25 protein-coding genes and 1 pseudogene are annotated in these 26228 nt (G+C 42.1%); 9 read left to right on the top strand and 17 right to left on the bottom strand.

What is annotated here, in order from left to right; genetic code table 11:
• Positions 1 to 11: 11 nt before the first annotated feature.
• The 5 genes from DVW06_RS14820 to alsS form a co-directional block, all read right to left on the bottom strand.
• Positions 12 to 980: a ring-cleaving dioxygenase gene (locus tag DVW06_RS14820; protein WP_137264820.1), complete on the bottom strand. Its 969-nt coding sequence runs from the start codon at positions 978 to 980 to the stop codon at positions 12 to 14.
• A 10-nt stretch (positions 981 to 990) separates the two neighbouring features.
• The gene (locus tag DVW06_RS14815) at positions 991 to 1419 is read right to left on the bottom strand and encodes a MarR family winged helix-turn-helix transcriptional regulator (RefSeq protein WP_003127917.1); all 429 of its coding nucleotides are present in this window, start codon (positions 1417 to 1419) and stop codon (positions 991 to 993) included.
• Positions 1420 to 1674: 255 nt separating this feature from the next.
• A complete protein-coding gene (locus DVW06_RS14810) occupies positions 1675 to 2400 on the bottom strand; it encodes a glucosamine-6-phosphate deaminase (RefSeq protein WP_029486252.1) in 726 nt (241 codons plus the stop codon).
• 395 nt (positions 2401 to 2795) lie between these two features.
• Positions 2796 to 3512: an acetolactate decarboxylase gene (gene budA / locus DVW06_RS14805; RefSeq protein ID WP_137264819.1), complete on the bottom strand. Its 717-nt coding sequence runs from the start codon at positions 3510 to 3512 to the stop codon at positions 2796 to 2798.
• 34 nt (positions 3513 to 3546) lie between these two features.
• Positions 3547 to 5199, bottom strand: a complete 1653-nt coding sequence (alsS, locus tag DVW06_RS14800; protein ID WP_005469970.1) for an acetolactate synthase AlsS — start codon at positions 5197 to 5199, stop codon at positions 3547 to 3549.
• A gap of 276 nt (positions 5200 to 5475) precedes the next feature.
• Between alsS and DVW06_RS14795 the strand changes: the two genes are divergently transcribed.
• Positions 5476 to 6621 carry a hypothetical protein gene (locus tag DVW06_RS14795; protein WP_034705059.1) on the top strand — a complete coding sequence of 382 codons (1146 nt, stop codon included), beginning with the start codon at positions 5476 to 5478 and terminating at the stop codon, positions 6619 to 6621.
• 247 nt (positions 6622 to 6868) lie between these two features.
• Here DVW06_RS14795 and DVW06_RS14790 read toward each other — a convergent pair whose 3' ends face one another.
• From DVW06_RS14790 to DVW06_RS14755, 8 genes are all read right to left on the bottom strand, one after another.
• Positions 6869 to 7372 carry a GNAT family N-acetyltransferase gene (locus DVW06_RS14790; RefSeq protein ID WP_029486246.1) on the bottom strand — a complete coding sequence of 168 codons (504 nt, stop codon included), beginning with the start codon at positions 7370 to 7372 and terminating at the stop codon, positions 6869 to 6871.
• Between the two features lie 111 nt (positions 7373 to 7483).
• Positions 7484 to 7999: a YjbQ family protein gene (locus DVW06_RS14785; RefSeq protein WP_003127911.1), complete on the bottom strand. Its 516-nt coding sequence runs from the start codon at positions 7997 to 7999 to the stop codon at positions 7484 to 7486.
• Positions 7996 to 8697 carry a triose-phosphate isomerase gene (locus DVW06_RS14780; protein WP_003127909.1) on the bottom strand — a complete coding sequence of 234 codons (702 nt, stop codon included), beginning with the start codon at positions 8695 to 8697 and terminating at the stop codon, positions 7996 to 7998. Before DVW06_RS14780 ends, DVW06_RS14785 begins: the two co-directional genes overlap by 4 nt.
• 10 nt (positions 8698 to 8707) lie before the next feature.
• A complete protein-coding gene (locus tag DVW06_RS14775) occupies positions 8708 to 9541 on the bottom strand; it encodes a class II fructose-bisphosphate aldolase (RefSeq protein WP_003127908.1) in 834 nt (277 codons plus the stop codon).
• Between the two features lie 14 nt (positions 9542 to 9555).
• Positions 9556 to 9840 (bottom strand): PTS sugar transporter subunit IIB, encoded by a 285-nt coding sequence (locus DVW06_RS14770; protein WP_003127907.1) that lies wholly within the window; start codon positions 9838 to 9840, stop codon positions 9556 to 9558.
• Positions 9841 to 9851: 11 nt separating this feature from the next.
• On the bottom strand, positions 9852 to 11189 hold the full coding sequence (locus tag DVW06_RS14765) for a PTS galactitol transporter subunit IIC (RefSeq protein WP_003127905.1): 1338 nt from the start codon (positions 11187 to 11189) through the stop codon (positions 9852 to 9854).
• Positions 11190 to 11201: 12 nt separating this feature from the next.
• The gene (locus DVW06_RS14760; protein WP_003127904.1) at positions 11202 to 11657 is read right to left on the bottom strand and encodes a PTS sugar transporter subunit IIA; all 456 of its coding nucleotides are present in this window, start codon (positions 11655 to 11657) and stop codon (positions 11202 to 11204) included.
• Positions 11647 to 13602 (bottom strand): BglG family transcription antiterminator, encoded by a 1956-nt coding sequence (locus DVW06_RS14755; RefSeq protein WP_003127903.1) that lies wholly within the window; start codon positions 13600 to 13602, stop codon positions 11647 to 11649. The genes DVW06_RS14760 and DVW06_RS14755 overlap by 11 nt, the downstream gene beginning before the upstream one ends.
• Before the next feature lie 196 nt (positions 13603 to 13798).
• Between DVW06_RS14755 and arr the strand changes: the two are divergent.
• From arr to DVW06_RS14730, 5 genes and pseudogenes are all read left to right on the top strand, one after another.
• Positions 13799 to 14217 (top strand): annotated as a pseudogene (gene arr, locus DVW06_RS14750) (NAD(+)--rifampin ADP-ribosyltransferase).
• Positions 14218 to 14338: 121 nt separating this feature from the next.
• The gene (locus tag DVW06_RS14745) at positions 14339 to 15265 is read left to right on the top strand and encodes an ROK family protein (protein ID WP_005469958.1); all 927 of its coding nucleotides are present in this window, start codon (positions 14339 to 14341) and stop codon (positions 15263 to 15265) included.
• A 48-nt stretch (positions 15266 to 15313) separates the two neighbouring features.
• Entirely contained in the window at positions 15314 to 16072 is a 759-nt protein-coding gene (locus DVW06_RS14740) for a MurR/RpiR family transcriptional regulator (RefSeq protein WP_137264818.1), read from the top strand.
• A 251-nt stretch (positions 16073 to 16323) separates the two neighbouring features.
• Entirely contained in the window at positions 16324 to 17634 is a 1311-nt protein-coding gene (locus DVW06_RS14735; protein ID WP_003127899.1) for a PTS sugar transporter subunit IIC, read from the top strand.
• 21 nt (positions 17635 to 17655) lie between these two features.
• Positions 17656 to 19095 (top strand): 6-phospho-beta-glucosidase, encoded by a 1440-nt coding sequence (locus DVW06_RS14730; RefSeq protein ID WP_003127898.1) that lies wholly within the window; start codon positions 17656 to 17658, stop codon positions 19093 to 19095.
• 81 nt (positions 19096 to 19176) lie between these two features.
• Here DVW06_RS14730 and DVW06_RS14725 read toward each other — a convergent pair whose 3' ends face one another.
• Positions 19177 to 19632 (bottom strand): hypothetical protein, encoded by a 456-nt coding sequence (locus DVW06_RS14725; protein ID WP_137264817.1) that lies wholly within the window; start codon positions 19630 to 19632, stop codon positions 19177 to 19179.
• A gap of 201 nt (positions 19633 to 19833) precedes the next feature.
• On the opposite strand from DVW06_RS14725, the gene DVW06_RS14720 reads away from it, so the two are divergent.
• Positions 19834 to 20457: a helix-turn-helix domain-containing protein gene (locus DVW06_RS14720; RefSeq protein ID WP_003127896.1), complete on the top strand. Its 624-nt coding sequence runs from the start codon at positions 19834 to 19836 to the stop codon at positions 20455 to 20457.
• Between the two features lie 201 nt (positions 20458 to 20658).
• Here the strand turns inward: DVW06_RS14720 and DVW06_RS14715 are convergent, their stop codons facing one another.
• Positions 20659 to 21675: a YeiH family protein gene (locus tag DVW06_RS14715; RefSeq protein ID WP_005469953.1), complete on the bottom strand. Its 1017-nt coding sequence runs from the start codon at positions 21673 to 21675 to the stop codon at positions 20659 to 20661.
• Positions 21676 to 21766: 91 nt separating this feature from the next.
• Here DVW06_RS14715 and DVW06_RS14710 point away from each other — a divergent pair, with 91 nt between their 5' ends.
• The gene (locus DVW06_RS14710) at positions 21767 to 22594 is read left to right on the top strand and encodes a LysR family transcriptional regulator (RefSeq protein ID WP_021150668.1); all 828 of its coding nucleotides are present in this window, start codon (positions 21767 to 21769) and stop codon (positions 22592 to 22594) included.
• Positions 22595 to 22772: 178 nt separating this feature from the next.
• On the top strand, positions 22773 to 24563 hold the full coding sequence (gene uvrC, locus DVW06_RS14705) for an excinuclease ABC subunit UvrC (protein ID WP_003127892.1): 1791 nt from the start codon (positions 22773 to 22775) through the stop codon (positions 24561 to 24563).
• 170 nt (positions 24564 to 24733) lie between these two features.
• Here uvrC and DVW06_RS14700 read toward each other — a convergent pair whose 3' ends face one another.
• A complete protein-coding gene (locus DVW06_RS14700) occupies positions 24734 to 25510 on the bottom strand; it encodes a DeoR/GlpR family DNA-binding transcription regulator (RefSeq protein WP_137264816.1) in 777 nt (258 codons plus the stop codon).
• 62 nt (positions 25511 to 25572) lie between these two features.
• Positions 25573 to 26112: a zinc-binding dehydrogenase gene (locus DVW06_RS14695; RefSeq protein ID WP_231130286.1), complete on the bottom strand. Its 540-nt coding sequence runs from the start codon at positions 26110 to 26112 to the stop codon at positions 25573 to 25575.
• Positions 26113 to 26228: the final 116 nt, after the last annotated feature.

Below are 26228 nucleotides of genomic sequence, written 5' to 3'. Positions count from 1 at the left end.
TTTTTACCTCCTTAGTTATGGCTGCGAGTGGTATCAAACGGCTTGATCGCTTTTTCGATCATTGCACGTTGGTCTTCCAAAAACGGAGCCAGTGATAATTTTTCGCCCAATGTTTCGTAAGGCTCGTCACCCATGAAGCCAGGTTCATCTGTCGCTAATTCAAAAAGAATATGTCCTACACGTACATACAGCGATTCAAAATAGTAGCGGTCCACATAGCTGGAATTCGCGAGACCCAAATTTTCAAAAACTTCTTGCCATACGGCTAAAGATTGGCGATCGGCTAAACGAAAGGCGACGTGATGCACTTCCCCGTCTCCTTGTTGTGCTTGTGGGCTTGTGGTATCTTCGACTAAGACGATTTCTGCCCCATTGCCCCCCTCGCCAACTTCTAATAGCGTGCGATTTCCTTCTTGATCGATGGCTTTGAATCCAAAGACATTTTCCAGTAATCCCTTGAAATCGGCAAAATAAGAAACGGAGATTTCGACTGGGCCTAAACCATAAATAGCGAATTCTTCTGGAACTGGCCCTTGTTTCCATGGAATACCTGCTTTGACGCCTTGATTGTGTTCATCAGAAATCAATTGGTAAGATTGCTGATCAAAATCCCAGAAGCGCAACACTTTTTTGCCAAATTCTGTTGTGATCGCTTCATGTTTCACATCAAATGTCTCAAAACGCTTTTTATAATAGTCTAATGCAGCATCGGATGGTACGCGAAAGCCTGTACGGGTAATTGAATTTGTTCCTTTACTGCCACGATCGGTATTGGGAAAATCAAAGAATGTCATCGTGGTTCCTGGGGAACCTAGATCATCCGCAAAATATGTGTGGTAGGTATAAATATCATCTTGATTGACGGTTTTCTTCACTAAACGCATCCCCAAAATCTCTGTAAAGAAGTGATAGTTTCTTTCGACATCACTGGTCATGGCTGTTACATGGTGTACCCCTAGTAATTGGTCTTGTTTTCTCATTTTTTCTTCCTCATTTCTCGTTATAAGTTATTTTTCGTAATAATGTTTTTAATGTTTGCAACTCGTCAATACTAAGCGAGGCAAAACTTGCCGCAATTTTTGTGGCATGAGTTGGAAAGATCTGATCCATCAATTCTGCCCCTTTATCTGTCAGACTGACATAGGTGATTCGCTGATCCGTTTGACTTGTTTCTCGACGAACGCAGCCTTTTTTTACGAGTTGATCGATGACGTACGTCGTGCTGCTGCTGGCAATCAAGATTTTTTCTTTGATGGCTTGGGTGGTGTGTGTACCTTTATGATAAAGCAGTTCCAGAACGGAAAACTCTGTCAGATTCAAGCCATAACAGCGGACATCTTGTTTAGCCACCTGCTCTAAGTGACTGCTGCTGCGTAATAAACCAATATAGACCTTCAATGCTTCCTCTTGATGATCCATTTCCTCACCTCGCTCGATTTATTTCGAATTCGAGATAACAATAACTTACTTTTTGTAAGTTGTAAAACAATCTGCTTTCCTTCTGAAACAAGCTTTGTCAACGTACAACAAAAACCCCCTTACCATTAGAATCCTTTTAAGCAAAAAGGATCTAATGGTAAGAGGGGGATTGACTTCTATTTGTAGCAGGTGTTTATTGTCCAATCTACTAGGAACTACTTCATTAAGATATAGAGAAAAATCAAATTCCGCTGGTTAGTATGAAAGCAGCGAGGCAGCCTCTTTATCAACGATCAATGTCATATCTGGATGGGTCGTCAATAGCGTTGCCGGAACGTCCTCCATTACTGTTCCATCTACTAATTGTTTGACGATGCCTGCTTTTTTCTTGCCATTGGCGATCATTACCAATTTCTTCACCTGCATGATGCTTTTTGGTCCCATTGTTACATAGAAATCAGGTTGTTTTTCTTTGTCTCCACCAACCTCACTTAACAAAACGTCAGCCATCTCGGGTGTCGCATTCGCATTCATGCGACTCGTTAAATCTCCAAATTTTGTCGTGTTCGGTAAATTCCCACAGAAATGGCCATCTGATCCAACCCCCAGCAACACCATATCCAATCCACCATCGGCTTTGATTCGTTCATCTTGTGTTTCATAATTCGTCCAGTCCAAGACATGGATTCTTTCACGATCGATTTCCGCTGGTCCAAAAAACAGGTTGTGCAAGTTCGTCATCGTGACACCATAGCGGTCTTCTTCCCCTTTGAATGGAATCTCATCAAAGTTATAAAAGTGAACGTGCTCAAAATATTTTTTATTTTTTACTAGTGGTACCAGCATTTCATACACCCCTTTTGGTGTTGATCCAGCGGTGATTGAAATATTCTTTCGATGCTGGCTGTGCATTACGCCTAAAAGGTGCTGTACGGCTACTTGGCTCATCTCTTGATAATCTTCCGTGATGATAACTTTCATGTGTCTTCCCTCTTTCTCATTCGTTTCGTGGACAGCGGCCCTTAATGGAATTACCTTCTCAAAAAAATCCCTTTCACTTTCTATTGTATAGGAAAAACAGGCCAAATTGTTCGACTTATCTGAAATTTATTTTTGCATTCTATGGCGCACATCTTTTTGATCCATCCGAGAACTACAATTCTTCCCCTTGGGCGAATGTACAGCTGCAGGAAATCTATTCAATACTAAAAAAGCATCTGATACAGAGTGAAGTCGGAAATCAGCAATGAAATCTGCACTTTTCTCCTATTTACTTCCTAACCTTCTAATCTGTATTTCAGATACTTTTTTTCAGAAAATAATCCATCAGTGAAGAATCAAATGCAACGCAAAATCTACCTAACTATAGTAAAAAATCATTCCGCTTCTTCGATATCCCGGGCAATTTTTTTCACGTCGATTTCCCGCTGCAAGAACTCAGCATTCTCTATGGGAAAATGTTGACGAAACTCGGCTACTTCCATTACTTCTGCTTCACCACTGATTAAGCTAAAATCCAGTACATGACCAGCAAACTGATGATCGTCACTAATAAAGTGCAGATGGAAGCCTGCTGCTGCAGCACCATGGAAAAGTTTCGGGGTAAAGAAGCCTACGATAGTTCCTGCTATTTCTGTCGCCGTAAATTCAGGTTGATTTTGAATGATTTCAACGAATTTTGGATAGGGCTTTTCTTGTTTAGGCGCTACCCGCACGTGCATCGTATCAAACATTCCATGAAGCTTGATGGCCGCAAACAAATTGGGACTGATGGTCGCTAATAATCTTCCCTTGACTTCTTCATCCGTAGCTTCTGTGTCAAAAGCAAGTTCATCCGTGGCTTCAAAATCAACGACAGCTGCATACGGCGTCGTCTCGGTCCCTGTCAGCTGCTTCACCTGTCCTGTTTCGTCAACATGATAAATCACGCCCTCCAAGAAAATAATCTCACCATTTGAACCAGCTAATGTACCGATTCCTGTATCACCATAGGCTAACATCTTGCCGATTTGTTCGGTACCATCCATCAAATCTTCCATCAACCCGCCTAAAGTTCCGTGTTGATATAAATAACTTTTGCTTTTCACGTTCATCATGAAGCTCCTTCTATTAGTAAAATAAATACTCTTAGTAAAATTGATCCGGCAAAATCGTCTTGCCTAATTCGGCATTATCGGAATAATCGACCGGGATATCAATGACGACTGGTCCATCAGTTGCAAACCCTTCTTCGATCGCGGCTGTCAATTCTTGTTTTGTTGTGGCACGTAATCCTTTTGCCCCAAAGGCTTCCGCGTATTTGACAAAGTCTACAGGACCAAATTGAACACCTGAAGCACGATCATATTTCATTTCTTCCTGAAATTTCACCATATTGTAGGTGCCATCATTCCAGATAAGATGAATGATGTTCTGTTTTAAGCGAACAGCCGTTTCTAATTCTTGTGAAGAGAATAAGAAACCACCATCACCAGATACGGAAATAATTTGCGTATTCGGCCGCACTAATGCTGCCGCAATTCCCCATGGCAATGCCACACCTAATGTCTGCATCCCATTACTAAACAATAGATGGCGAGGTTCATAACTGCGGAAATGACGCGCCATCCAAATGTAGTGACTGCCGACATCAACAGTCACGGTCATCTCATCCGTCACTTTTTGCTGCAATGTATCAATGATCTCCAATGGATGCAATGTTTGTTCTGTTCCACGGGCCTCTATTTGCTTTTCGGTTAATTTTTCTTGCAACGTAGCTAAATAGTTCTGTGCATCTGCTGATAACGTATATTGATCGATGGCTTGTGTCACTTGCTCAATGATTTTGGCAATGCTGCCTAACAGCTCTACTTCAGGCTGCATGTATGGATCGATTTCCATCGGTACTTCATCAATCACAATAATCCGTGCGTCTTTCTCTGCATTCCAATTGCGCGCTTCATATTCAATCGGATCATACCCCACAGCGATCACTAAATCACTTCGTTTTAGCAGCATGTCTCCTGGCTGATTACGGAACAAGCCCACACGGCCAAAGAAATGGTCTTCCAAAGCACGAGAAATGATTCCTGCTCCTTGAAAAGTTTCCACGACTGGTAATCCCGTTTTCGCTATCAAATGACGAATGGCTTCCGTCTCGCTTTCAGCAGAAGCCCGCATGCCTAGTAATAAAACCGGTAGTTTTGCTTCCTTGATGCGTTCAACGAGATCCTCGATATCCTCTGGATTCGCTTGTCCTAATTTTGGCGCTGATAATGGCTTGATGGCACTTCCTTCGACTTGGCCATCCGTTACATCTTGTGGTATCGACAGAAAACTGGCACCTTTTTTTGCGGTTTTAGCGATTCGAAATGCATTTGCGATATTTTCAGATAATGTTTCGGGATCTTGGATCTCCGTGCTGTATTTGGTTATTGGACTAAAGAGAGCAGCGTTGTTCATACTTTGATGGGTCAGTTTCGATAAATCAGAACGTTTCACTTGCCCAGCCAATGCCAGAACTGGATCTCCTTCAGCTGTCGCTGTCACTAATCCCGTTGCTAAATTACTGGCACCTGGACCACTGGTAGCAATGACTACTCCTGGCTCTCCAGTCAAACGGCCAATGGCTTGTGCCATAAATGCAGCATTCTGTTCATGCCGGGCTAAGATCAATTGTGGTCCATGGTCTTCTAATGTATCGAAGACACCATCGATTTTTGCTCCTGGAATCCCAAAAATATAGGGGACGTGATGATTTTCTAAACTTTCAACAATAATTTCTGAACCTTTTTTACTCACTGTACTACCTCTTTTCGAAATCTGTATTAATCTCACGACTAATAATAGCACTTTTCTTTTATTTATCAAGAATAATACACTATTTTCATCTGTATTAAAAAAATAGCAATTAAAAGGAACCGTTTTCTAGCGCTCCCTAAAAAGGATTCTATAAATAAGAACGATTCGTAAAAACAAATTGTTATTATCTAGTTTTATTTTCTTATTTTTTTCATGTTTTTAATATAAATCATGTTATAATAAAGACATCAAAAAGTGAAAGGAACTAGAAAAGTTATGGGTATGTGGATTAGTTTGGTCAGTTTCTTAGCAGTAATTGTAAGCGGTATTTTGTTGATTATCGCTGCCATCAAGAAGCGACCGAAAAAAAGATTGGGATTTATTTTATGCGGAAGCGTTATTCTATTTTTTGCTGGTGCAATTTTATCTCCGAGCAATTTGACACTATCTGTTATTTCACCTGAAATACAAACGGATGAAACAGGAAAAGCGACTATCGAAGGGGAAGCCACGGCCGATGCTGTCCTAACGATCAATGGGGAAACGGTCAAAAACAGTAAAGGTTCTTTTAGCTACACAGTTCACCTGAATGATGCCACTGAGCAACAAGTTGTGGTAAAAGCTGCCTTAAATGATCAGAAAAAAGAACAGGAAGTCTTGATCAAACCTTCCAAAGAATTTGTGGCTTATTTAGAAGCAGAAAAAGCGGAGAAAGAACTGATTAAACAGGTCGAAACTGCACTAGCGTTGGCAGAATCTAAACCAACACAAAAAAATTATGATGAAGCAGCAACATTGGTTCATTCTCTCAGCAAAACATATGACGATTATGATCAACGTTTGGCCGTCCTCCAAGATCATCTGCAGATCGCCAGCGCGTTAGAAAAAGCGGAACAAAGTCTAAGCAGAACAGACCTTGAGGCAGCTGCCAAGCTTGTTGCAGCAACAAGTTCGACGAAAACTGAATTTGAAGATCGACTGGCTTCTTTACAAACAAAAGTTGAAGAGAAAGAAACACAAGCGAAATTGCAAGCACAAGCGACCAAAGCTGTTGAAAAAGCCGAAGCAGAGCCGACTGAAGCAAACTTAGCTAGTGCAACTTCTGCGATTGCCAAGCTTCCCTCAGCAGATGATGGATTGACGCAGCGAGCTGAAGCTGTTCGCCAATCGATTCGTGAAGAACAAGAACGGCAGCTTGCTAAAGCCGAACAAGAACGGCAAGCAGCCGCCGCTGCGAAACAGCAGGCAAACCAAGCCAGCCAGTCAAATCAAACCACAAGCAATCAAGCAGAAGAATATGTCATGATCACCCGTACAGGGAAGAAGTATCACACCCATAAATGCGGCAATGGTACTTATTTCCCAGCTACGTTGTCCGAAGCTTTAAGCAAAGGATTGACCCCCTGCGAGAAGTGTTACTGATTTTTTTGAATATGGAACAGAATCTAGACAGCGTTCTTCCTTTCTAATCAAAGAAAAGAACGCTGTTTTTGGCGAACAAATATGCGGGTCATACCATTCTTCCTAAAATATCTAGCAGGACCGAGATACGTCGAAGCTTGTTTGGTCGTAGAAAAAAACGTCAAGGCTAGTATGCTCCTAGCATTGACGTTCATCGTATTTTCTGTAGATTATACCTGTTAGATAGAAATAACACGCTGGTTGCTTGTCAAAAGGACTTAGAAAGATAAAGCACAAGATCGTCATTATTGTAACAAGCAGCACCCATTGCCAAGACTTGATTCTCAAACCAGACCCCTGATCCGTCAGGTAAGTAGCCATTTTTTAAATACAGTCGCTGTGCAGTGCCATAACCAGAATGAAGCCCCACACCAATGGTGATCACAGACGAAAATGTTTTGGCTTGTTCTTCTGCAGCTTGGAGCAGCTTAGCGCCGATTCCTTGCCGCTGAAAGTTTTGAAAGACATTTAGATCGGTGATCTCCGGATAGCCATTCTTTTTAAAAGGACCGGCTTTTGCGTGGGGAATCAATGTCGCATAGCCTGCAATCTGTCCCGAGTCTTCCGCGACAAAGACCTGTCGCAGTCCGCGGCTCTGTTCTTGAAGATATCTCTCTAATGTAGCTTGACGACTAGGCCATTGTTGTGCAAGAAACGCTTGATCGATTGATCGACAATCACTAGCTGTCATTGGGCGAATAATCAAATTGATCCCTCCATAAATTTCATTGTCTCATTGATTATAACGCATTTCGGCTCAAGCGTTCGACTTTTCCCATGTCCTTGCAGAATACTGCTGCCCCAGTTGCCACTAGCAGTTGCTTTATTCACCCATCAACATAAGATGGCAGGTTCGATTCCTAACTCGGTTTTGGTCAAAATCCACGAAATAAATATACCCTACAGAACCAATTTCAAGCTTTCCTTCATGTAAAATAAAACTTTCACTCGCCCCGAAAAACGAAGAACGGATATGGGCATCGCCATTTAAAATCGTTGCTGGATCTGTCGGATAGTTAGGATCATCTAGGCTCATCAGAAATTCCAAATGTTTCGGTCCAGGGTAACGATAATTTGTATTTTCCGAGAGTTCTCTAGGCACTAGTTTATCCAAAATGCGATTCAGATCAACTTGTAAAAATTCATCCCCATTAAAATCCGTATCATGCATGAATTCCTCGAAAATGACGGAACAAGTTGTGTGTGGGGATTGGACTAAACAGATGCCGTTTTTGATTTGGCTTCTCTCTACAAAGTCCTTCACTTCTTGCGTAATATTATGATAAGATACCCGATTGCCATTTGATGTCAATGTTAGCTGTTCTTTCGCGAATTTCATCTTTTAATCCCCTCATCTCTTAGCTCAGCAACTTTTTTGATCATTTCTGTCAAAACGTTCTGCGGATCTGGCGCGCAGACGATACCACTGGTGCCACCCGTTCCGTCGGCTCCTGATTGCAGTGCTTTTGCCACATCGTCTGCGGTCGAAATACCAGCCGCTTGTAAAATCTTGATTTCTTTGTTGATGGCACGGATGGCTTGATTGGTTTCTTCCATATAAGAAACGTCACTCGTTTGACCGGTACCAATCAATTCAGTTGGTTCACAAACCATAATGTCAGGCTGCAGAGCTGCCACTGCTTTAGCTTCTTGCAGTGAATTCGCGCAAGCAATCGTGATGAGCCCCAACTCATCTGCCCGATTAATCGCTTTTGCGAGTTCATCTAATGTCATTGGGTGTTCTGCATGATTGAGAAATGTCGCTGCTACGCCGACATTTGCTACTGATTCAGGTAAGACGTAGCCCATTCCCCGTCCAACAGTCATGCCATCGATGTGTTGAACCGTAATGAACAAATGATTCGTAGCTTGTTTGATCGTTGCGGCATCTGCGTGCTGCACCGTGAACAAGATATCAACGTCATATTTTTCCGCTAATTGATCGGCGGCTTTTGCCAGTGCCAAGGATTCTTTTCCGTATAAATAGGCTTTGGGATTGACTACAAAAAAGGGTGCTCGTAACTGCTTTTTCCTCATGCTTATCCTCCTAACAAGTTTTTGTATGAAAAACGTGATAGTAATGTGCTAGCGTATCTGCCATTCCTTGATTCGCTGCTTTCTTTAGTTCAAAGTAGTCAGCAGGCTGCTGTTCTTGAATCTTGGTCATTGCGGCTGTAACGAAATCTGTAAAGATGTTGATTTTTCGGATCCCGCCTTGTGCACATTTTTCAAGATTTTCATCACCAGAAGAAGAACCGCCATGTAAGACTAACGGAATAGTAATGGCTTGATGGATCTCACTTAGTACATCAAAGTTGATTTTAGGCGTTCCTCGGTAATGCCCATGGGCTGTGCCGATCGAAACGGCTAACGAATCAACATTCGTTTGTTCAGCAAATCTTACTGCTTCATGGAAGTCGGTATAAATCGAATCAGAAAGCCCCGTTGCTTCCAAACTGCCGCCAGAGCCGACATGCCCAATTTCTGCCTCTACGACCACCCCATATTGATGGGCATAATCGGCGATCGCTTTGGAGCGGCGGATATTTTCTTCAAGCGGGTCTTCTGACGCATCGATCATGACAGAAGTGAAGCCTAAACGAATCGCTTCCTTGATGACTTCCTCATCTTGACCATGATCCAAATGCAACGCTACGGGGAAGGCGCTTTTTTCAGCCAAATACTTCCCAATCAGGGCTGCTTCTTCCAAACTCAGCATATCCATATGTGATTGGGCAAAAGCCAAGATCAATGGACACCCTAGCCTAGCAGCCGTTTCAACATAGGTGCGGGCACTGTCTAGATCAAAAAAGTTGGCTGCGGGAATGGCATAGTTGAATTCCTCTGCATGGTCAAACATTTCTTTTGTGGTAACAAGCATTTTGCAAGACTCCTTTATTCTCTGATTTTCTTTTCGATTTCTGCATACATTTCTTCGGTACCGATCCCTGTCAATAAAGGCAATCCCATGATGACTTTGTCTTTGATGGAATCAGGGACTACCGTGGTACTCACAACAATGTCGTAATCGTCGATCTTGTTCATTTCATCCGCGACTTTGGATTGATACAATTTGACTTCATTCGTCAGTTCTTTTTCTTTTAGCCATTCTTTGACTTTATTGGTTACGATCGTTGATGTCGCTACTCCGGTTCCACACATGATCAATAATTTTTTCATTGTTCTTCCTCCTACATGACGCTTTGTTTTTTAGGTAACACCTTGTTAACATAGATCAAACCGATGACAACAATCGCACCGATGATCGCTAATCCGCCCCAGCTCAATACTTTTGTCAAACCGACATAAAGCCAGGTAGTCCATAGTCCGCCTTCAGCTAGAGCTGTGATCGTTGAATTTCCTTGTAAGTCAAAATTGGCAGACTTAGCAGCTGTTGTTACTAATGGTGCGACCCAAGAAGTGATATACAAAATACTGGTCATATAAATTGTCCCTGCGATAACCGTCCGGATAATATTTCCGCCAAATACTGCTGCCATCAAACAGACAAGAAACGGAATCGTTGCTAAATCTCCAAAAGGCAATGTCGTATTTCCTGGCAAAACAACCGCTAAAAGTATCGTAATTGGTACGAGTAATAATGACGAAGACAATACTGCTGGATGTCCGACAGAAAGCGCCGCATCCATCCCAATGTAAAGCTCTCTTCCAGGGAAACGTTTCTTCACAAAGTCATTGGCAGACTCAGATATAGGTGTAAGCCCTTCCATTAATAGAGCAACCATTTTTGGCATAATGACCATCACTGCGCCGGTTTTAACTGCTAATTGGCCAGTGCCTGCCACATCATAGCCAGCGAGAATTCCGATGATCAAACCAATCAGAAAGCCCATAACTGTCGAGTCCCCAAAGACACCAAAACGTTTTTGAATCGATTCCGGGTCAGCTTTCCAGTCTCGCAATCCCGGAATACGATCGAATAACCAGTTCATCGGTAAAGCGAAAACAAATCCTGGAGCAGCGGTCCCGTGTGGGAAAGTGATATTCGGGAAACCATAGAATTTATTAATGATCGGTCCTAAAATATCTCCCATCAAAAGAATCATCATTAGATAGATGACGGTTGCAGCGATCCCCATGGCAAAGTTGCCAGTCAAAGCATAGACCAACGAAGAAATGAACGCCGCATGCCAAATATTCCAGATATCGACATTCAATGTTTTCGTCAGGCCAAAAATAATCAAAACAACATTTAACACAACACCGATCGGAATTGCCAGACTTCCTAGAATCGTCCCATAGGAAATCGCAGCTGCTGCCGGCCAGCCAACATCAATCGTCGTCAGATTCAAGCCAAATCGCTCAACCATCTGTTGCGCTGCTGGTCCTAAGCTATTGCTTAACAGGTCGATCACTAGATTCAAGCCCACAAAACCGACACCAACTGTTAAAGCAGATGTGAAAGCCTTGCCTGGTTTCGTTCCCAGAATAAGACCAAAAATAAATATCAAAATCGGGAGTACAACGATTGACCCTAAATCAACAAACCACTGTAACGCATTTAACATGATATTCCCTCCTTATTCCAATCCATACTGTTGCAAAATCATCCGATATTCCTCAACATCATGGATGTCTCTTAACTTTTCCAACACACCATTTTTTTGAAACATTTCGATCAAGTTTTGCAGCATTTGTAATTGTTCGTGCGGCTCCTTTAATGCCAACATAAAGATTAATGAAACTGAAATTTCTTTGTCCCTTGTTCCCATTTCAATGAATGGCAATGGATCTGTCAATGAAAGAAAGCCAACTTGCGATCTCTTGACATACTGACTATCTGTATGAGGAATCGCCACGCCAATCCCATTGATCATCAGACCGGTTGGAAAAACCGCCTCTCTTTTAATCACGTTGTCAAGATACGCCTCTGTCACACATTCATTCTTTAAAAATTCCTCTGTAAGTAGCCGAAATGCTGCTTCTTTAGATTCTACTTCTTTGTTTAATAAAGCAATTTGCTGGTCAAAAAACATTCGGGGTCCCTCCTTTTACAAGTTTACGATAAAGTTCTTCTCGATTTTTACTGCTAACCACCCATCGTATTTCTTCAGGAGAGTTGAATAAATCGTAAATAGATGCAATCAATTCTTTTGCTTCTGACATATTTTTTTCAGCGATTGCCAAGAGAACGACTAATTGAACTTCCGTATCTCCCCATTTTATGGCTTTAGGTAGTGTAACAAATGCTAGTTTTGTTGTTTTGACAGTCTGCGGATCGGCATGCGGAATCGCTACGCCTGTCTTTAATCCGGTACTGCCTAATTCTTCTCGTGCATAAAGTGACTGCTTAAAATCGTTGGTGACTAAATGATGGCTCAAATAACTCTCTGCAAGAAAATCTAAGACGTCTTTTTTGGTGTTAAACGGTTGGTTAATGTACAAAAATGCCGGATCTAGATATTTCTGCAATAGCTCTGATGATTGGTATTTGGATGAATGCAGTTTCTTTTCATTTTCATTCAGGTTTGAAAGATTTGCCGAAATCATGGCAATTTCTTCAGTTGTCGGTAATGGTGAAACATAGAGAACAGGGGGTGACACTTCCTCCAACGGAACAGTTGAAATGATCAAATCCACTAATTCTAGTGATGTACTGGCTAATTTCTCTGCACTGATGATCTCTAAAACTGTCGTAGCAGAAATCGTTTGTTTGATCCGGTTAAAGATCAGCTCAGAAGTGGCTAATCCAGAGCTGCAAACGATCAGCACATGCTTTGTGACTTTGATTTTTTCAAAAGCGAGTTGAAAATGAATCGTTAGAAATGACACTTCATCTTCTGTCAAGAAGAGTGCAAAGTTTTTTTCTAGTCCGCCAATCGCATATTTCGTTAATGTAAACATGGTCGAGTATTGCTTCTTGATCAATCGCAACAAAGGATTTTTGACTAACATGCCATTTTTCAGACGATGGATCATAGGGACAATATGCGAAAGCAGTGCTTGCAACAATAAGTTATCTTGTGTCAAATCAGTATCTAGCAAACGGGACATCTTCTCGATCATTTCTTCCGTTGTTTCGATCACGTTGGCTTCTCTTTTTTCCGTAATCTGCATATACGGCTCAATTCCATGAGCTAAAAGCAATGAACAAATGTATTGGATATCTGTCTCTGCTAGGGAAACAGCTAGTTCACTTTCAATCCGTTCTGCAAAGGAAACAGCAACCATATACAGTTTCATCTGTTTTAATTTCTCAAATCCCAAATTCTCTTGCTGTTCCAAATGTCTTCCTAGACAAATCCGTGAAAGAAAAATTTCCAACGATACCGTCAAGGATTCCACAAAATAACTATTGAGTTGGCGACCAAGTGTTAAGGATATTTCTGAAATCAGTGCTGTAGTCAAGGTAACGATCTTCGGATCAAACAATGTCTGAATGGCAGAGTGATCCAATCTTGCAGAATCTGTATGTTTTTCAAGAAAAGATTTGAAAGTTGCTTGTTGAACAGATTCTTCCTCCTCTAGCTTCAACCCTTTTGCAGACATTGACGCACGAACTTTTTTCTTCTGACAAAAAGCGAATAATTCATCTACATCTTTTTTGATCGACTGATAACTAACGTAGAAATATTCTGCAAATCCTTGGTAATGCATTGGCTTTTTCGAGAAGAAATAATTTGCAAAGATAAACAATTTACGATATTCAGGAGAATATTCGTCAACGATTTTACCTTCAGTAACGATGAGTTTGTAGCCTTTTTCCCTTGCAGTGGGATTCCCTTCAAGCTTGACCCCTCTTCTAGGCAAACGAGCAATGGTCAACCCGTAAGGCTTGATTTTTTCTTCCAGACTCGCCAAATCTGTATAGACTGTTTTTAAAGAAACATAGAGCTGTTCTTGAAAAAAAGCGGCTGGTCTGAACTCTTTTTGTGTCAGCAGCAATTGCAACAACACTTTCTCTCTTTTACTCAAATCCATTTGACCACCTCCAGGAAGCGCTTCCTTAACTATATATTAGGGAATCAGCGCATAATAGTAAATAATATCTGATTACCACATTAATCTGGTAATTGTATCACATAGTGACCATTCCACCACTAGACAAACAGCTTTTCAATCTGGAGGGATTCTTGTATGCTAAGTAAAACAATGAATGATAGAAAGGATGAACCAAATGGAGCACACAAACGATTCATTAGACCGAGGACCTTTTTTCCACGGAACAAAAGCATCATTACAATTAGGCGAATTACTGGAACCAAAAAAAGAATCCAACTTTGAAGCCGGTCGGATCTCAAACTACATTTACTTCACCGCAACATTGGATGCAGCCAATGGGGAGCCGAATTAGCCAAAGGAACTGGGCAAGAAAGAATTTATTTGGTTGAACCGACTGGGCCTTTTGAAAATGACCCGAACTTGACCGATAAGCGATTCCCTGGTAATCCGACCCGTTCCTACCGTTCTGCCTCTCCGCTGAAAGTCGTCGCAGAATTAGGGGCATGGGAACGGCATTCGGAAGAAGTGATTCAACAGATGTTATCCCACCTGCAGCAACTAACAGAAGATGGAAAAGCCGAAATCATTGATTGACAGTTTTCTTAGCACGCAAACGCCACCCTTGTTTCTGGCCGTCGAAAAGAAAAATATTCCAACAAGTGCCATGCTACAATGCAGAAAAGACACTGATTAAAAGAAGAAAGTAGGAATAACGATGTATGTAGGATTTGATATTGGCGGCACAACGATCAAATACGGGGTTCTTGATGAAACAGGAGCAATTCTGGAAAAAAATATGCTTCCGACAAACTACGATCCCCAGTCTTTCTATCAAAATTTAATCACAATTATTAATGAAGCTAAAAGTCGCTATCCGATCGCCGGGATTGGGATCAGTGCGCCGGGCATCGTGCAAAAAGACGGTTTGATGCTGACAGCTGGCGCCATCAAACCATTGTACGGCGAGAATTTCAAAACCACATTAGAAGAATGCTGTGGTTTAACAGTTTCTGTCGAGAATGATGCCAATGCAGCCGCCATCGCAGAGAAATGGATCGGCAATGCCCAATCCTTCTCCAATTACCTTTGCCTCGTCTTAGGAACTGGTGTAGGCGGAGGGATCGTAATCAATGATCAAGTGTATCGCGGTGCCCACGGCATGGCAGGAGAATTTGGCTGGATGGTGATAGACGCCTTGCCTTCTACAGGTAATAGTGAGGAAGTTTCGATCAATCGTAAAGCTGCTGTCGTTGATGGGCTCGTTCGGATCTACAATCAAAAAGGCGGTCAGCTGGCAGGATTTCAAGCGACGACAGATGCTCGAGAAATTTTTCAGCGCGCACAGATGGGAGAAACATTAGCAGAAACAGTGACCCAACAGTTCCTGACAGATTTGTCCGTCGGGTTGATCAATTTGATCAGCTGTTTCGATCCAGAAGCCATTCTGATTGGCGGTGGTATCAGTGCCAACCCATATTTCTTTGAACGACTGCAACAGACATTAACAACTGTCGAAACACAACACGCTGCCATCAACTATTTGCGGGGAAAAACGATTGCTCCTGTGCTGCCTGCCAAATTGCAAAATGACGCCGGATTAATTGGTGCAGTTTATCAGATTCATCAGCAACTCACTCGCTAAATCATGGTATACTCGTCATATACTCTTATGGGATAGCGAGGAACATTTATGGCCGTTTTTCAGCATTTGAACTTAAACAAATTGTCTTCAGTCGAACAAGAGATCTATCGCTTTGTTGTCAATAATTTAGAAAAAATCCCTTATATGCGAGTACGGGATATTGCAGATGATGCCCATGTTTCTTCCACTTCTGTCTTTCGTTTTGTTCAAAAAGTGGGATTCGATTCCTTTCCTGAATTTCGCTTTTATATCAAGACCCATTTAGAAAAAGTCCATTATGAAGAACATCAAAAACAGTTATCCCTTGAAGAACGCATCCGTGGATTGAACATGACGATTTTCCATCCCGATGTCGAATACCAAATCAAGAAGATGGCGCAAACACTGCGAGATGCGGACTGTATTTTATTTATGGGGATGGGGGCGTCTGGCGCAATTGCACAGTATGTCGCCCGCAAGCTCGCAAATATCGGCTACTTCTGCATCAGCATCGATGAATTGACTTACCCGATCCGCAGCTTCTTACGAGCCGATCAAAAAAACGTTCTGGTTTTCTTGAGTGTTTCTGGTGAAACAAAAGAATTGATCGAAGTCATTACTGGATTAGCTAATAAAGCGATTGCCCAAAAATATTGTATTACGAGAAATAAAGAGAGTTCTCTTGCCCATTTATGTGACTACTCGATCGAATACGCAGTCAAAGAAGAGCGCAAAGACATCTTCCTCGATCTGACTAGCCAGCTTCCAGCCATCGCCATCGTGGAAACACTGATTGGTTATTTACAAGATGAACCTACCCCTCAATGATGAACGAGCACAGAAAGTACCAGACAACGAAGAACGCCCTAGCCAGAACACTCGCTTTACAGCAGCAGTTTTCTGACTAGTGGCTGCAATCAAGCGTTTGTCTTGCTGCTTTCTGTTTTTTGTAACCACTTGTTCCGACTGTGGAATAAATTTCTTCCTCACAGAATTTGATTCTAAAAACGAATGCGTTTACTTTTTCAGGCAACCTTTCGCTATAATAAGTCCATCAAATAGAGAAAGGTGTTACTGTTATGCAAAAATTTAATGATCTACTAGACCGGTCCTTGGTACCAATTGCCACCAGATTGAATAACCAGCGACACGTCGCAGCGATTCGTGATGCATTTATGTTGATTTTCCCGTTGACGATTTCTTCTTCATTAGTTATTTTGGTCAACAATATCTTATTTTCCAACGATAGTTTTATCGTGCAATTATTTCAACTCTCAAAAATCTTTCCCAATTTAGAAAGTGCCCAGCAAGTACTGGCATCTGTTGCTAACGGAACCATCAATATCATGAGCGTATTCATTGCTTATCTGGTTGCCCAACTGCTAGCAAAACACTTTGATGCAGATGCGACACTAGTTGGTTTGACAAGTGTAGCTGCGTTTATGATTTTATATCCGACTTCTTTCTCAGTTGACGGTGTCAATGCCATCTCCACCCAATATTTAGGCGCACAAGGCTTATTCGTCGCCATGATCGTTGCTTGTCTGGTAGGAGAATTCTTGCCGAAACTATTCAAAGTCAAACGATTACAGATCAAAATGCCCGATATGGTACCGCCGGCAGTTTCCCGTTCGTTTTCTGGAATGATTCCTATCGTGATCATCGTAGCAGTTACCGCATTGATCAATTTCCTAGTACTGATGATTGCGCCAGAGGGCATCAATGAATTGATCTACAAAGGGATCCAAAGTCCGTTGCGTGATTTAGGAGGAAATGTCGTTGGTGTCTTGATTTTAGCTTTCTTACAAACACTGCTCTTCTCCATCGGGATTCACGGACCAAATACATTGAATGCCGTTCGTTCAGCAATTTTTACAGAACAAGATTTAGCCAACTTGGATTTCATCAATCAAGGCGGTTCCTTGTGGGATGTACCTTACAAAGAAACGTGGGGCGTTTTGAACGACATGTTTGCTAATATGGGCGGAACGGGAATGACGTTAGGGCTGATCATTGCCATTTTCATCGCCTCGAAGCGACCAGAACAACGGGAGATCGCTAAGATGTCACTTGTTCCAGGAATCTTTCAGATCAACGAACCGATTATCTTCGGGTTACCGATCGTCTTGAATCCGATTATGATCATTCCCTTTATATTGACTCCAATGGTCAATATTCTAGTTGGTTATTTTGTAACAGTCATTTGGCCGATCATGCCGACACCAGCAATCGGTGTGCCTTGGACCACACCGGGAATCATCAACTTGTTCCTAGGAACTGGCGGAAATGCAGTAGCTGCAATCGTTGGTGTGGTCTGTCTGGCGATTTCCGTATTGATCTACTTGCCATTCGTGATTGCTTCAAACCGTTCACAAAAAATCGAAGCGTAACTTTTTTAGGAGGAAAGAATTATGAGCAGCAAAATGCCAAAAGATTTTCTATGGGGTGGCGCAATTGCTGCCCATCAAGCAGAAGGGGCTTGGAATGTCGCAGGACGCGGCATGAGTATTGCTGATGTGATGACTGCTGGAGGAAACGGGATTCCTCGTGAAATCACGAGAGGCATCAAAGAAGATGTGTATTATCCTAATCACGAAGCGATCGACTTTTATCACCGCTACAAAGAAGATATTCAATTATTCAAAGCGTTAGGCTTAAAGTGTCTGCGTACATCGATCTCCTGGAGCCGTATTTTTCCAACCGGCCAAGAGGACGAGCCCAATGAAGCAGGCCTGCAATATTATGATGACCTTTTTGACGAACTATTAAACAATGGGATCGAACCAATCATTACACTGTCTCATTTTGAAATGCCTTATGCGATTTATGAAACCTACGGTGGCTTTGTCAATAAAGCCGTGATTCCCCTCTTCGTTAAATTCGCAACCTGCGTTTTTGAACGCTACAAAGATAAAGTCACCTACTGGATGACATTCAATGAAATCAATAATCAAGCAGACGGACAGGAACCATTACATGTCTGGACAAACTCCGCCATGATCATCGAAGAAGAAAGCAAGAAAGAAGAACTGGTCTTTCAAGCGGGTGTCAACGAACTGATCGCTAGTGCGGCGGCAGTCATTGAGGGGAAAAAAATCAATCCAGACTTTCAAATCGGCTGTATGATGGCTTATGTCCCAATCTATCCTTATTCCTGTGCACCAGAAGATTTGATGGCTTCGGTCAAAGCCAATGAACGTCGTTACTTCTATAGTGACATCCACGTCAGAGGAAAGATTCCGACCTATGCACAAACTTACTGGCAGCAAAAAGGGATCAAAATCCAAATCAGTGAGGAAGAGAAGGCTTTACTAAAGGCAGGGACTGTTGATTATATTGGTTTCAGCTATTATATGTCAGGAACGATCACGACATTGGAAACTGTCGAAGGCCAACCGACCGACGATATCCCTCACGCAAAAATCGTCCGTAATCCCTATATCACCGCGACGGATTGGGGATGGCCAATTGATCCCGTAGGACTTCGCTATGTTTTAAACACGATCTATCAACGTTATGACTTGCCGCTCTTTATCGTAGAGAATGGCTTTGGTGCCTATGATCAATTAACAGAAGAAAACACGATCCATGATCCCTATCGTATCTCTTATTTACGTCAGCACATCGAACAACTGGAGAAAGCAGTAATAGAAGATGGTGTACCCGTCTTAGGTTATACTCCTTGGGGAATCATCGATATCGTCAGTTTCGGCAGCGGAGAAATGGAGAAACGCTACGGCATGATCTATGTTGATAAAGACAATGCTGGCAACGGAAGTCTGCAACGCTTGAAAAAAGATTCCTTTGCTTGGTATCAACGGGTCATCGCTACGAACGGTGAAGAACTTTAACAGAAGTCTTGCTACTATCCCAAAAGTAAAAGCGATTACCTAAAAGACTGTTCTTTCAGGTGGTCGCTTTATTAAGGTTTCTTATTTGATTTCCTCTATACTAGAAGTGATTACCCAGTCATCCATGTTCTTCCCTCGTTGATACGTAAAAGGTTCAATCGCTTCCAGTTCAGCAATTCGATAAATGGCCAAAAATTTCTTTCCTGCCCAACGCTCCATTTGTTTTTTGGATAAATTTAATTCTGATTGGTGCTGCTCAACAAATTGTTGTGATTCTTCAGGTGTCATTTTCTCCGTTTCAATCACGTTCTCAATCATGCCACGATGAGTAACTAAAAGATCGCCACCTGTTTCCACGAAGTAGACACGGTCGCCAACTTTTGCGCGTCCACCTAACGGAGATTTGCCCCCTGCTGCCCCACGGATGATGGCGTTCTTTTCTCCCGCCAACAATTTCTGCAGCTCTTTGCCTTCTTTGTTTAGATAGACTAGATGCTCCGCTACTCCTTCTTTGCCTTCAACCCAAGAACTCACCATTTCCTTTTCTCCTTTTTTCGATTATCATAGCAGAAGAAAGCGGTTTAGACTACAAATTTTTCATGTCATTTTAATCAGCTAGTTCCCCTTACAAATGACGAAAAATGCGAATATATCAGCAATTCAACGAATCGTTGCGTTCTTTATTTCCTGATTCAACGATTCATTTCTTGCACCTAGCAATCAAAGGAGGCTACTCTGATGGTAGAGATTGGAGAAAATATCAAAAAGTTGCGCAAAGCAAAAAGGATGACCCAAAAAGAGGTGGCTAATCAATTGAATGTCACGCCGCAAACGATTTCTAAATGGGAGCGAAATATCAGTTATCCGGATTTGGATATGTTAGTCAAGCTAAGTCAGTTGTTCCATATTTCAACCGATGCTCTTTTAGGCAATACAAAACCAACTTTTTTTGCTTCCTTATTCTCAAAAAAGAAAAGAGGGAAAACGATGGAAAAAGTACCAGCAACTCCGTCCACTATCCAAACAGACAAGCTGTCCTCATCTGAGAAACAGATCATGATTTTTAGTGTCAGCAGCTGGATAACCGAGGGAGAACTGCAAACACAACGTCTGCAGTTAAAATTACAGAAATATTTTACTGTTCAAAGGCAGCCGATTGCGGTAGAGATGTACAGCTTGTCAAAAGTCGCAGAAAAAGCGCCAGCTGCTGATTTGATCCTCCTGACTCCTGAAGCTCAATTTGCATTAAAAGAACTACAAGAAGCCGTACCACACACCCCGATTCTTTTGCTTAGTAGCCAAGAGTACGGTCTACTACCGATTGAACAAATCGCTGAAAAAAGTTTGCAAGCCATGCTTTAGAGCGTTCAACAAAAATAGAGCGTGGAACAAAAGTAAAAAACACTTTTGTTCCACGCTCTAAACACGTCTAAACGGTGAGAGGCGAAGCAACTCCTTCGGAAATAAGTCGAAATACCCCCAAATTTGAAAAGTAATTTCCGTGTATTCCTCCTTATTTCTCGGAGTTTAACACTTCTGTCCCAGCCTCTTTCTTATCCTGTATTAGATTTTCAGCAACCAGATCAAGCTGAGCGCTGCAATTGTTTGAACCAAACCGACTGAAAGTCCATAGAAAAGGAACTTAGGTCCTTCTTTCATGAATTTACGGAAGTCTAAGCGCAAGCCGATCGCTGCAAGGGCGATGGTCTCAAACCAGGTACTGATGAAATGTGCAGCATCATTCAACCAACTTGGCAATGCAACAAAGCTGTTCAAGATACAAATCAGCAAAAAACCTAAAACATACCAAGGAATACGCAACGATCGTTTTTGTTTTACGACGGATGCGGATTGATTTTGTTGCGACACCATTCGTTCGAAAATCAAAACCACCACGACCAATAAAATGATCCGAGCGATCTTAAACAGCATGGCATATTTGACAATCTCTGCATCAAGTAAGCTGGCACCCGCTACGACTTGCCCTACGGATTGTAGCGTTCCTCCCAACAGTGCGCTTTTTTGTAAAACATCCGAACCAAACAACGCCAGACCAAGAAACGGCAATGTCAACATCATCACTGTTCCTAACAAATTGACGAGTGTGATGATCTGCCCTTTTTCTTCATCATCGGCTTGGATGGCTGGTGCAATCGCGCCAATCGCAGAAGAACCGCAGACCGCATTGCCTCCTGCCATCATCAAACTCATTTTTTGATTGAATCCCAACTTCTTGCCAATCAAGTAAGCCGCAGTAATAACGATCGTCATCATCAATACGATGAAAACAAAACCACGAATCCCCATCTCACTGATCGTTTGAAAGGTAACCGTAAATCCTAGCAATACAACCGAATATTCTAAAAGCCGACTTTCTGCAAATTTCGTTCCTTGCGCATACTGTTTTTGATTGAAGAACGTATTGCCTAGAACGATCCCTAATAAAATCGCCAAAGTCGCTCCTCCTAATTGCGGCAGCCAAAGAGCCAAGACTTTCGCTACAGCCGCTACAATAAATGATAACAACAAGCCAGGTAAAAATGGCTGCAGATTGACGGGTTTGATTTTTTCAACATTCATTCTTGTCCATCCTTTCATACTGCCTTATATTATACACAGCATTTTTCATCTATAACATTTATTGATATAATAGTTTTAATAGGATTTTATAATGGAAGTGATTACACTGCTGGAAAAACTAGAAACGTTCAAAATCGTTTACGAAACACAGAATTTCTCGAAAGCCGCTGAGTTGCTGTTCGTGTCTCAACCTACCGTCTCCGCCCATATCAAACAATTAGAAGAAGAATTGAGCACCCAACTTTTCATTCGAAATGGCCGCATGAACATTTCAGCAACCCCACAAGCTCACCTGCTTTATCAAAGAGGGCTGAATTTATTGGACGATTGGCAGCATCTCTATCAAGAGATCCAACAAGGTACGCAACAGTTGGTTCCATGCCGGATCGGTGTTTCCCATACTTTTGCGATCTATTTGCTGCCGGATTTGCTGATGCGCTTATACACTCGCTTTCCCCACATCCAATTTCAAGTAGAGATGATGAACTCTGCCGCTGTCCTGCATGCGGTAGAGCAACACGAGCTTGACCTAGGGATCATTGAAAAGCCCTTATCCGCTGCTACCGTGGAGCGATACCCATTGATGAGTGACCAGCTAGTATTGGCTGGCGATCCGGCAGTCGGACCGTGGCTCGTGCGAGAACAAAGTTCTGGGGTTTATTATTATATGAAACGCTATCTAGAAGAGCAAAATATCCAGACGCCTATTTTACAAATCGCCAATAATGAGATGATCGTTGCATTGTTGAAGAAAGGCTTCGGCTGTTCAATCATTTCTGCACGAGCTGCTAGAGATGTCCCCCATGAAGATTTAGGCGAGCGTTATCGCCGCCAATTTTATTTGATCAAACGGACCCGCGATTCCTATAAAGAATTTGCTGCTTGCGCTTCTTTTATCCGACAATGGCAGGAGGAATAATCGGTATCTCTTGATGCCATCAGGCAACTTCTTAATCTTTTCTTACGATTGAACTGATTTTTTTGGTAAAAAAACTCATTCATTGTTTCTTAATTATTTTGTGATAGAATAATAGGGGCTCTGGCGTTCCCCTATAAAGTAAAACAGATGTGAACGACCACCTAGAAAGGACCCTGAAATGAAGGAACAGATCAAAAACAAATTAGCTCTCTTACCCGATCAACCTGGTTGTTACTTGATGAAAGACAAAAATGGTACGATCATCTATGTAGGTAAGGCGAAGATTTTAAAAAATCGTGTACGTTCCTATTTTACAGGAAGTCATGACACGAAAACGGAACGCTTAGTTCAGGAGATCGCCGACTTTGAATATGTCGTCACTGAATCCAATACTGAAGCGCTTTTGTTAGAAATCAATCTCATTCAAAAAAACAAACCAAAATACAATATTATGTTGAAGGACGACAAGTCCTATCCATTTATCAAAGTTACGAATGAACGCTATCCTAAATTGATCATCACCCGCAAAGTGTTGAAAGATGGTGCGCTTTACTTTGGCCCTTATCCGGATGCCCGAGCAGCGAATGAAACAAAACGGATCTTGGACCGCTTGTTTCCATTACGCAAATGTGGTGCATCGCAAAAACGCCCTTGTCTCTACTATCATTTGGGACAGTGCGTCTGTCCTTACGTTCATCACATGGATCCCAAGGAATACCGAAAAATCGTTGATCAAGTCAAACACTTTTTCCACGGTGGCCATGTTGAGATCCAAAAAGAACTAAAGGAAAAAATGGGCGAAGCGATTGAATCCCTTGAATTTGAACGTGCTGCGGAACTGCGCGATCAAATCCAAGCCATCGATACCGTTATGACGCGTCAAAAGATGACTTTGACCGATCTGCTTGATCGCGACGTCTTCGGTTACAGTGTGGACAAAGGCTGGATGTGTGTCCAAGTGTTCTTTATCCGCCAAGGAAAATTGATTGAGCGGGAAGTCTCCTTGTTTCCTTTTTACAACGAAGCGGAAGAAGACTTTTTGACATTCATCGGTCAATTCTACCAAAAGAACGAGCACTTCATCCCAAAAGAAATTTTTGTCCCCCAAACGATTGAACGGGAACCTCTAGAAGTGCTGCTAAAAACGAAAGTCTTGCAGCCACAACGAGGTGACAAGAAAAAATTGGTCGACTTAGCCAATAAAAACGCGCAAATCGCATTGGATCAGAAGTTTGCTCTCATCGAGCGGACAGAAGAACGGACCATCGGTGCGGTGGAAAAATTAGGTGAAGCCATGGGCATTTCGGCCCCTTATCGCATCGAGGCGTTTGACAACTCTCACATTATGGGAACCGATCCAGTTTCTGCAATGGTCGTCTTTGTGGACGGCAAGCCTTCAAAAGATGATTACCGAAAATACAAAATCAAAACCGCACAAGGCGGTGATGATTATGGTTCGATGCAGGAAGTGATCTACCGGCGCTACTCGCGAGTTTTGAAAGAGAAATTGCCATTTCCTGACTTGATCGTCATCGATGGTGGGAAAGGTCAAGTAGGCGCCGCACAAGATGTCTTGCATAACCAGTTAGGATTAGATATTCCAGTAGCTGGTCTTGTCAAAAACAATAAACATAAAACCAGTGAGTTACTGTTTGGCGATGATCTGCAGCCGATTCAGCTCGAACGAAATTCAGTCGAATTCTTTTTGCTGCAAAGAATCCAAGATGAAGTTCATCGGTTTGCCATTACTTTCCACAGACAATTGCGCAGCAAGAACAGTTTCTCTTCAAGATTGGATGAAATTCCTGGTTTAGGACCAAAACGTAAGCAACAGCTAATGAAAACCTTCAAATCGCTGAAAAACATTCAAGCAGCTTCCGTGGCAGAGATCCAGCAAGCGGGCATTCCGCAAGCCGTTGCCGAAACAATTTTAGAAAAATTATCCGATCAAAAGAAAACCACGTCCTAGAAACACTCGGACGTGGTTTTTGCTGGAATGAATCATCGAATTGTTTGGAAAGGCCACTAAGACATAAACGTGCTCTCAAGGGAATAGCGGAATGTTTCGTTCCCTTTCAGGCCTGTCTCTTAGATGGCTCTTTCACAAAATTCGTTACCCAGATATCTAGATATGTTTTCCTAAGCAATCAACAAGTTGACACGCAAGCCATCCAGTTCAGCTTTCTGCTCTTGTGTGATATGAGAATCTGTAATCAAATAATCACATTCATCTGGTGCAGCAAATTGCTTGAAGCTCCGCTGATTGATCTTGCTGGATTCACATAGAACAATTTTGATCCGACTAATATTGGTCAAGCTTTTCTTCATTTCAGCCGTTTCATAATTAGGAGTTGAATGCCCATAATTCTTGTCAAAAGAAGTGGTGCCTAGAATCACTTTATCCACGGAAAAACCCGCTAATCCCAATGCCACAGAACTGCCTGAAACATAGGGATAGCCATTTCGAATGGTACCGCCAATGACTTGCACTTGATAATTGGTTTTCTCACTTATCAATAAGGCAATCTCCAAATCATAGGTCAAAATCGTCAAATGCTTCAGTGGACTGTTGATCAATTTTTCTGCAAACGCACGGCAAGATGTTCCTGTATCAATCGCCAAAATATCATTTTCTTCGATCAATCGGACCGCACGTTCAGCGATGCGGTATTTTTCATTGGTAAAGGCCCGATTTTTGGGGATCGTCTCAACACTTCGTTGAAATTCACGTTTAATCACGCCACCGTGGGTTCGAGTGACTAACCCCTCATTCTCAAGTTCTCGCAAATCATTGCGGATCGTTGAACCCGTCACATTGAAAAGTTCCGCCAACTCAGCAACTTGCATCCGGTTTTTCTCATTGACTATTTTAACGATTGATTGTTTTCTTTCCTCTGCGTACAATTGATCATCCATCTTCTATCACCTTTTTGTGTTTTGTTTCATTATAAAAGAAACTGAAAATGGAAGCAATCAAACTAAAATGATTCGTCAAAGACAATGACATTTTTCAAACCTACTGCATTGACAGCATTTTCAAGCGCCTGAGGAAACTCATTGATTGTGTAACATTTTGTAATCAATTTTTTCAACGGAATTCTGCCACTAGCAACTAGCTGTGCGGATGTTCGATAGCCTGCCAAGCTGGCACGAGTACAACCAAAAACGCGTAATTGTTTGTAATGAAGAATGTTCGTGTTCAATTTGACTTCCTCTTTCTCCTTTGGCAAGCCGCCAAAGAAGAGACAGCGACCGTTTGTCGCCATATAACTGAAACTTGCTTCTTGTGCCTGTGGTGCCGGCGCGGCAATAATACACAGGTCTACCCCTTGACCATTGGTTTCAGCAAAAACTTTTTCCTGCAATCCATCAGAGGTCAATGGAACCAAGTCGGGAATTATTTCCTTAGCATCCTCCAAACGAGCTTCTGATAAATCATTCATCATGACTTTACTAGCCCCTCTTGCAAGTGCCAGCATCGCATGCATGATGCCAATCGGTCCCGAACCAATGATCAAAACGGTTCTGTTGCAAAGTTTTAAATAAAGAATAAAATCCCTTACGGTATCTATGATTTAAGCTGGGATTCCCAATAATACCTTGATTTCAGTACAGACCGAAAACCCGAAGAGAG

The organism is Enterococcus sp. ARL09-542 (assembly GCF_005234805.1).
GTDB lineage: Bacteria > Bacillota > Bacilli > Lactobacillales > Enterococcaceae > Enterococcus_D > Enterococcus_D gallinarum.
This window is presented reverse-complemented; position numbering and strand designations above follow the sequence as displayed.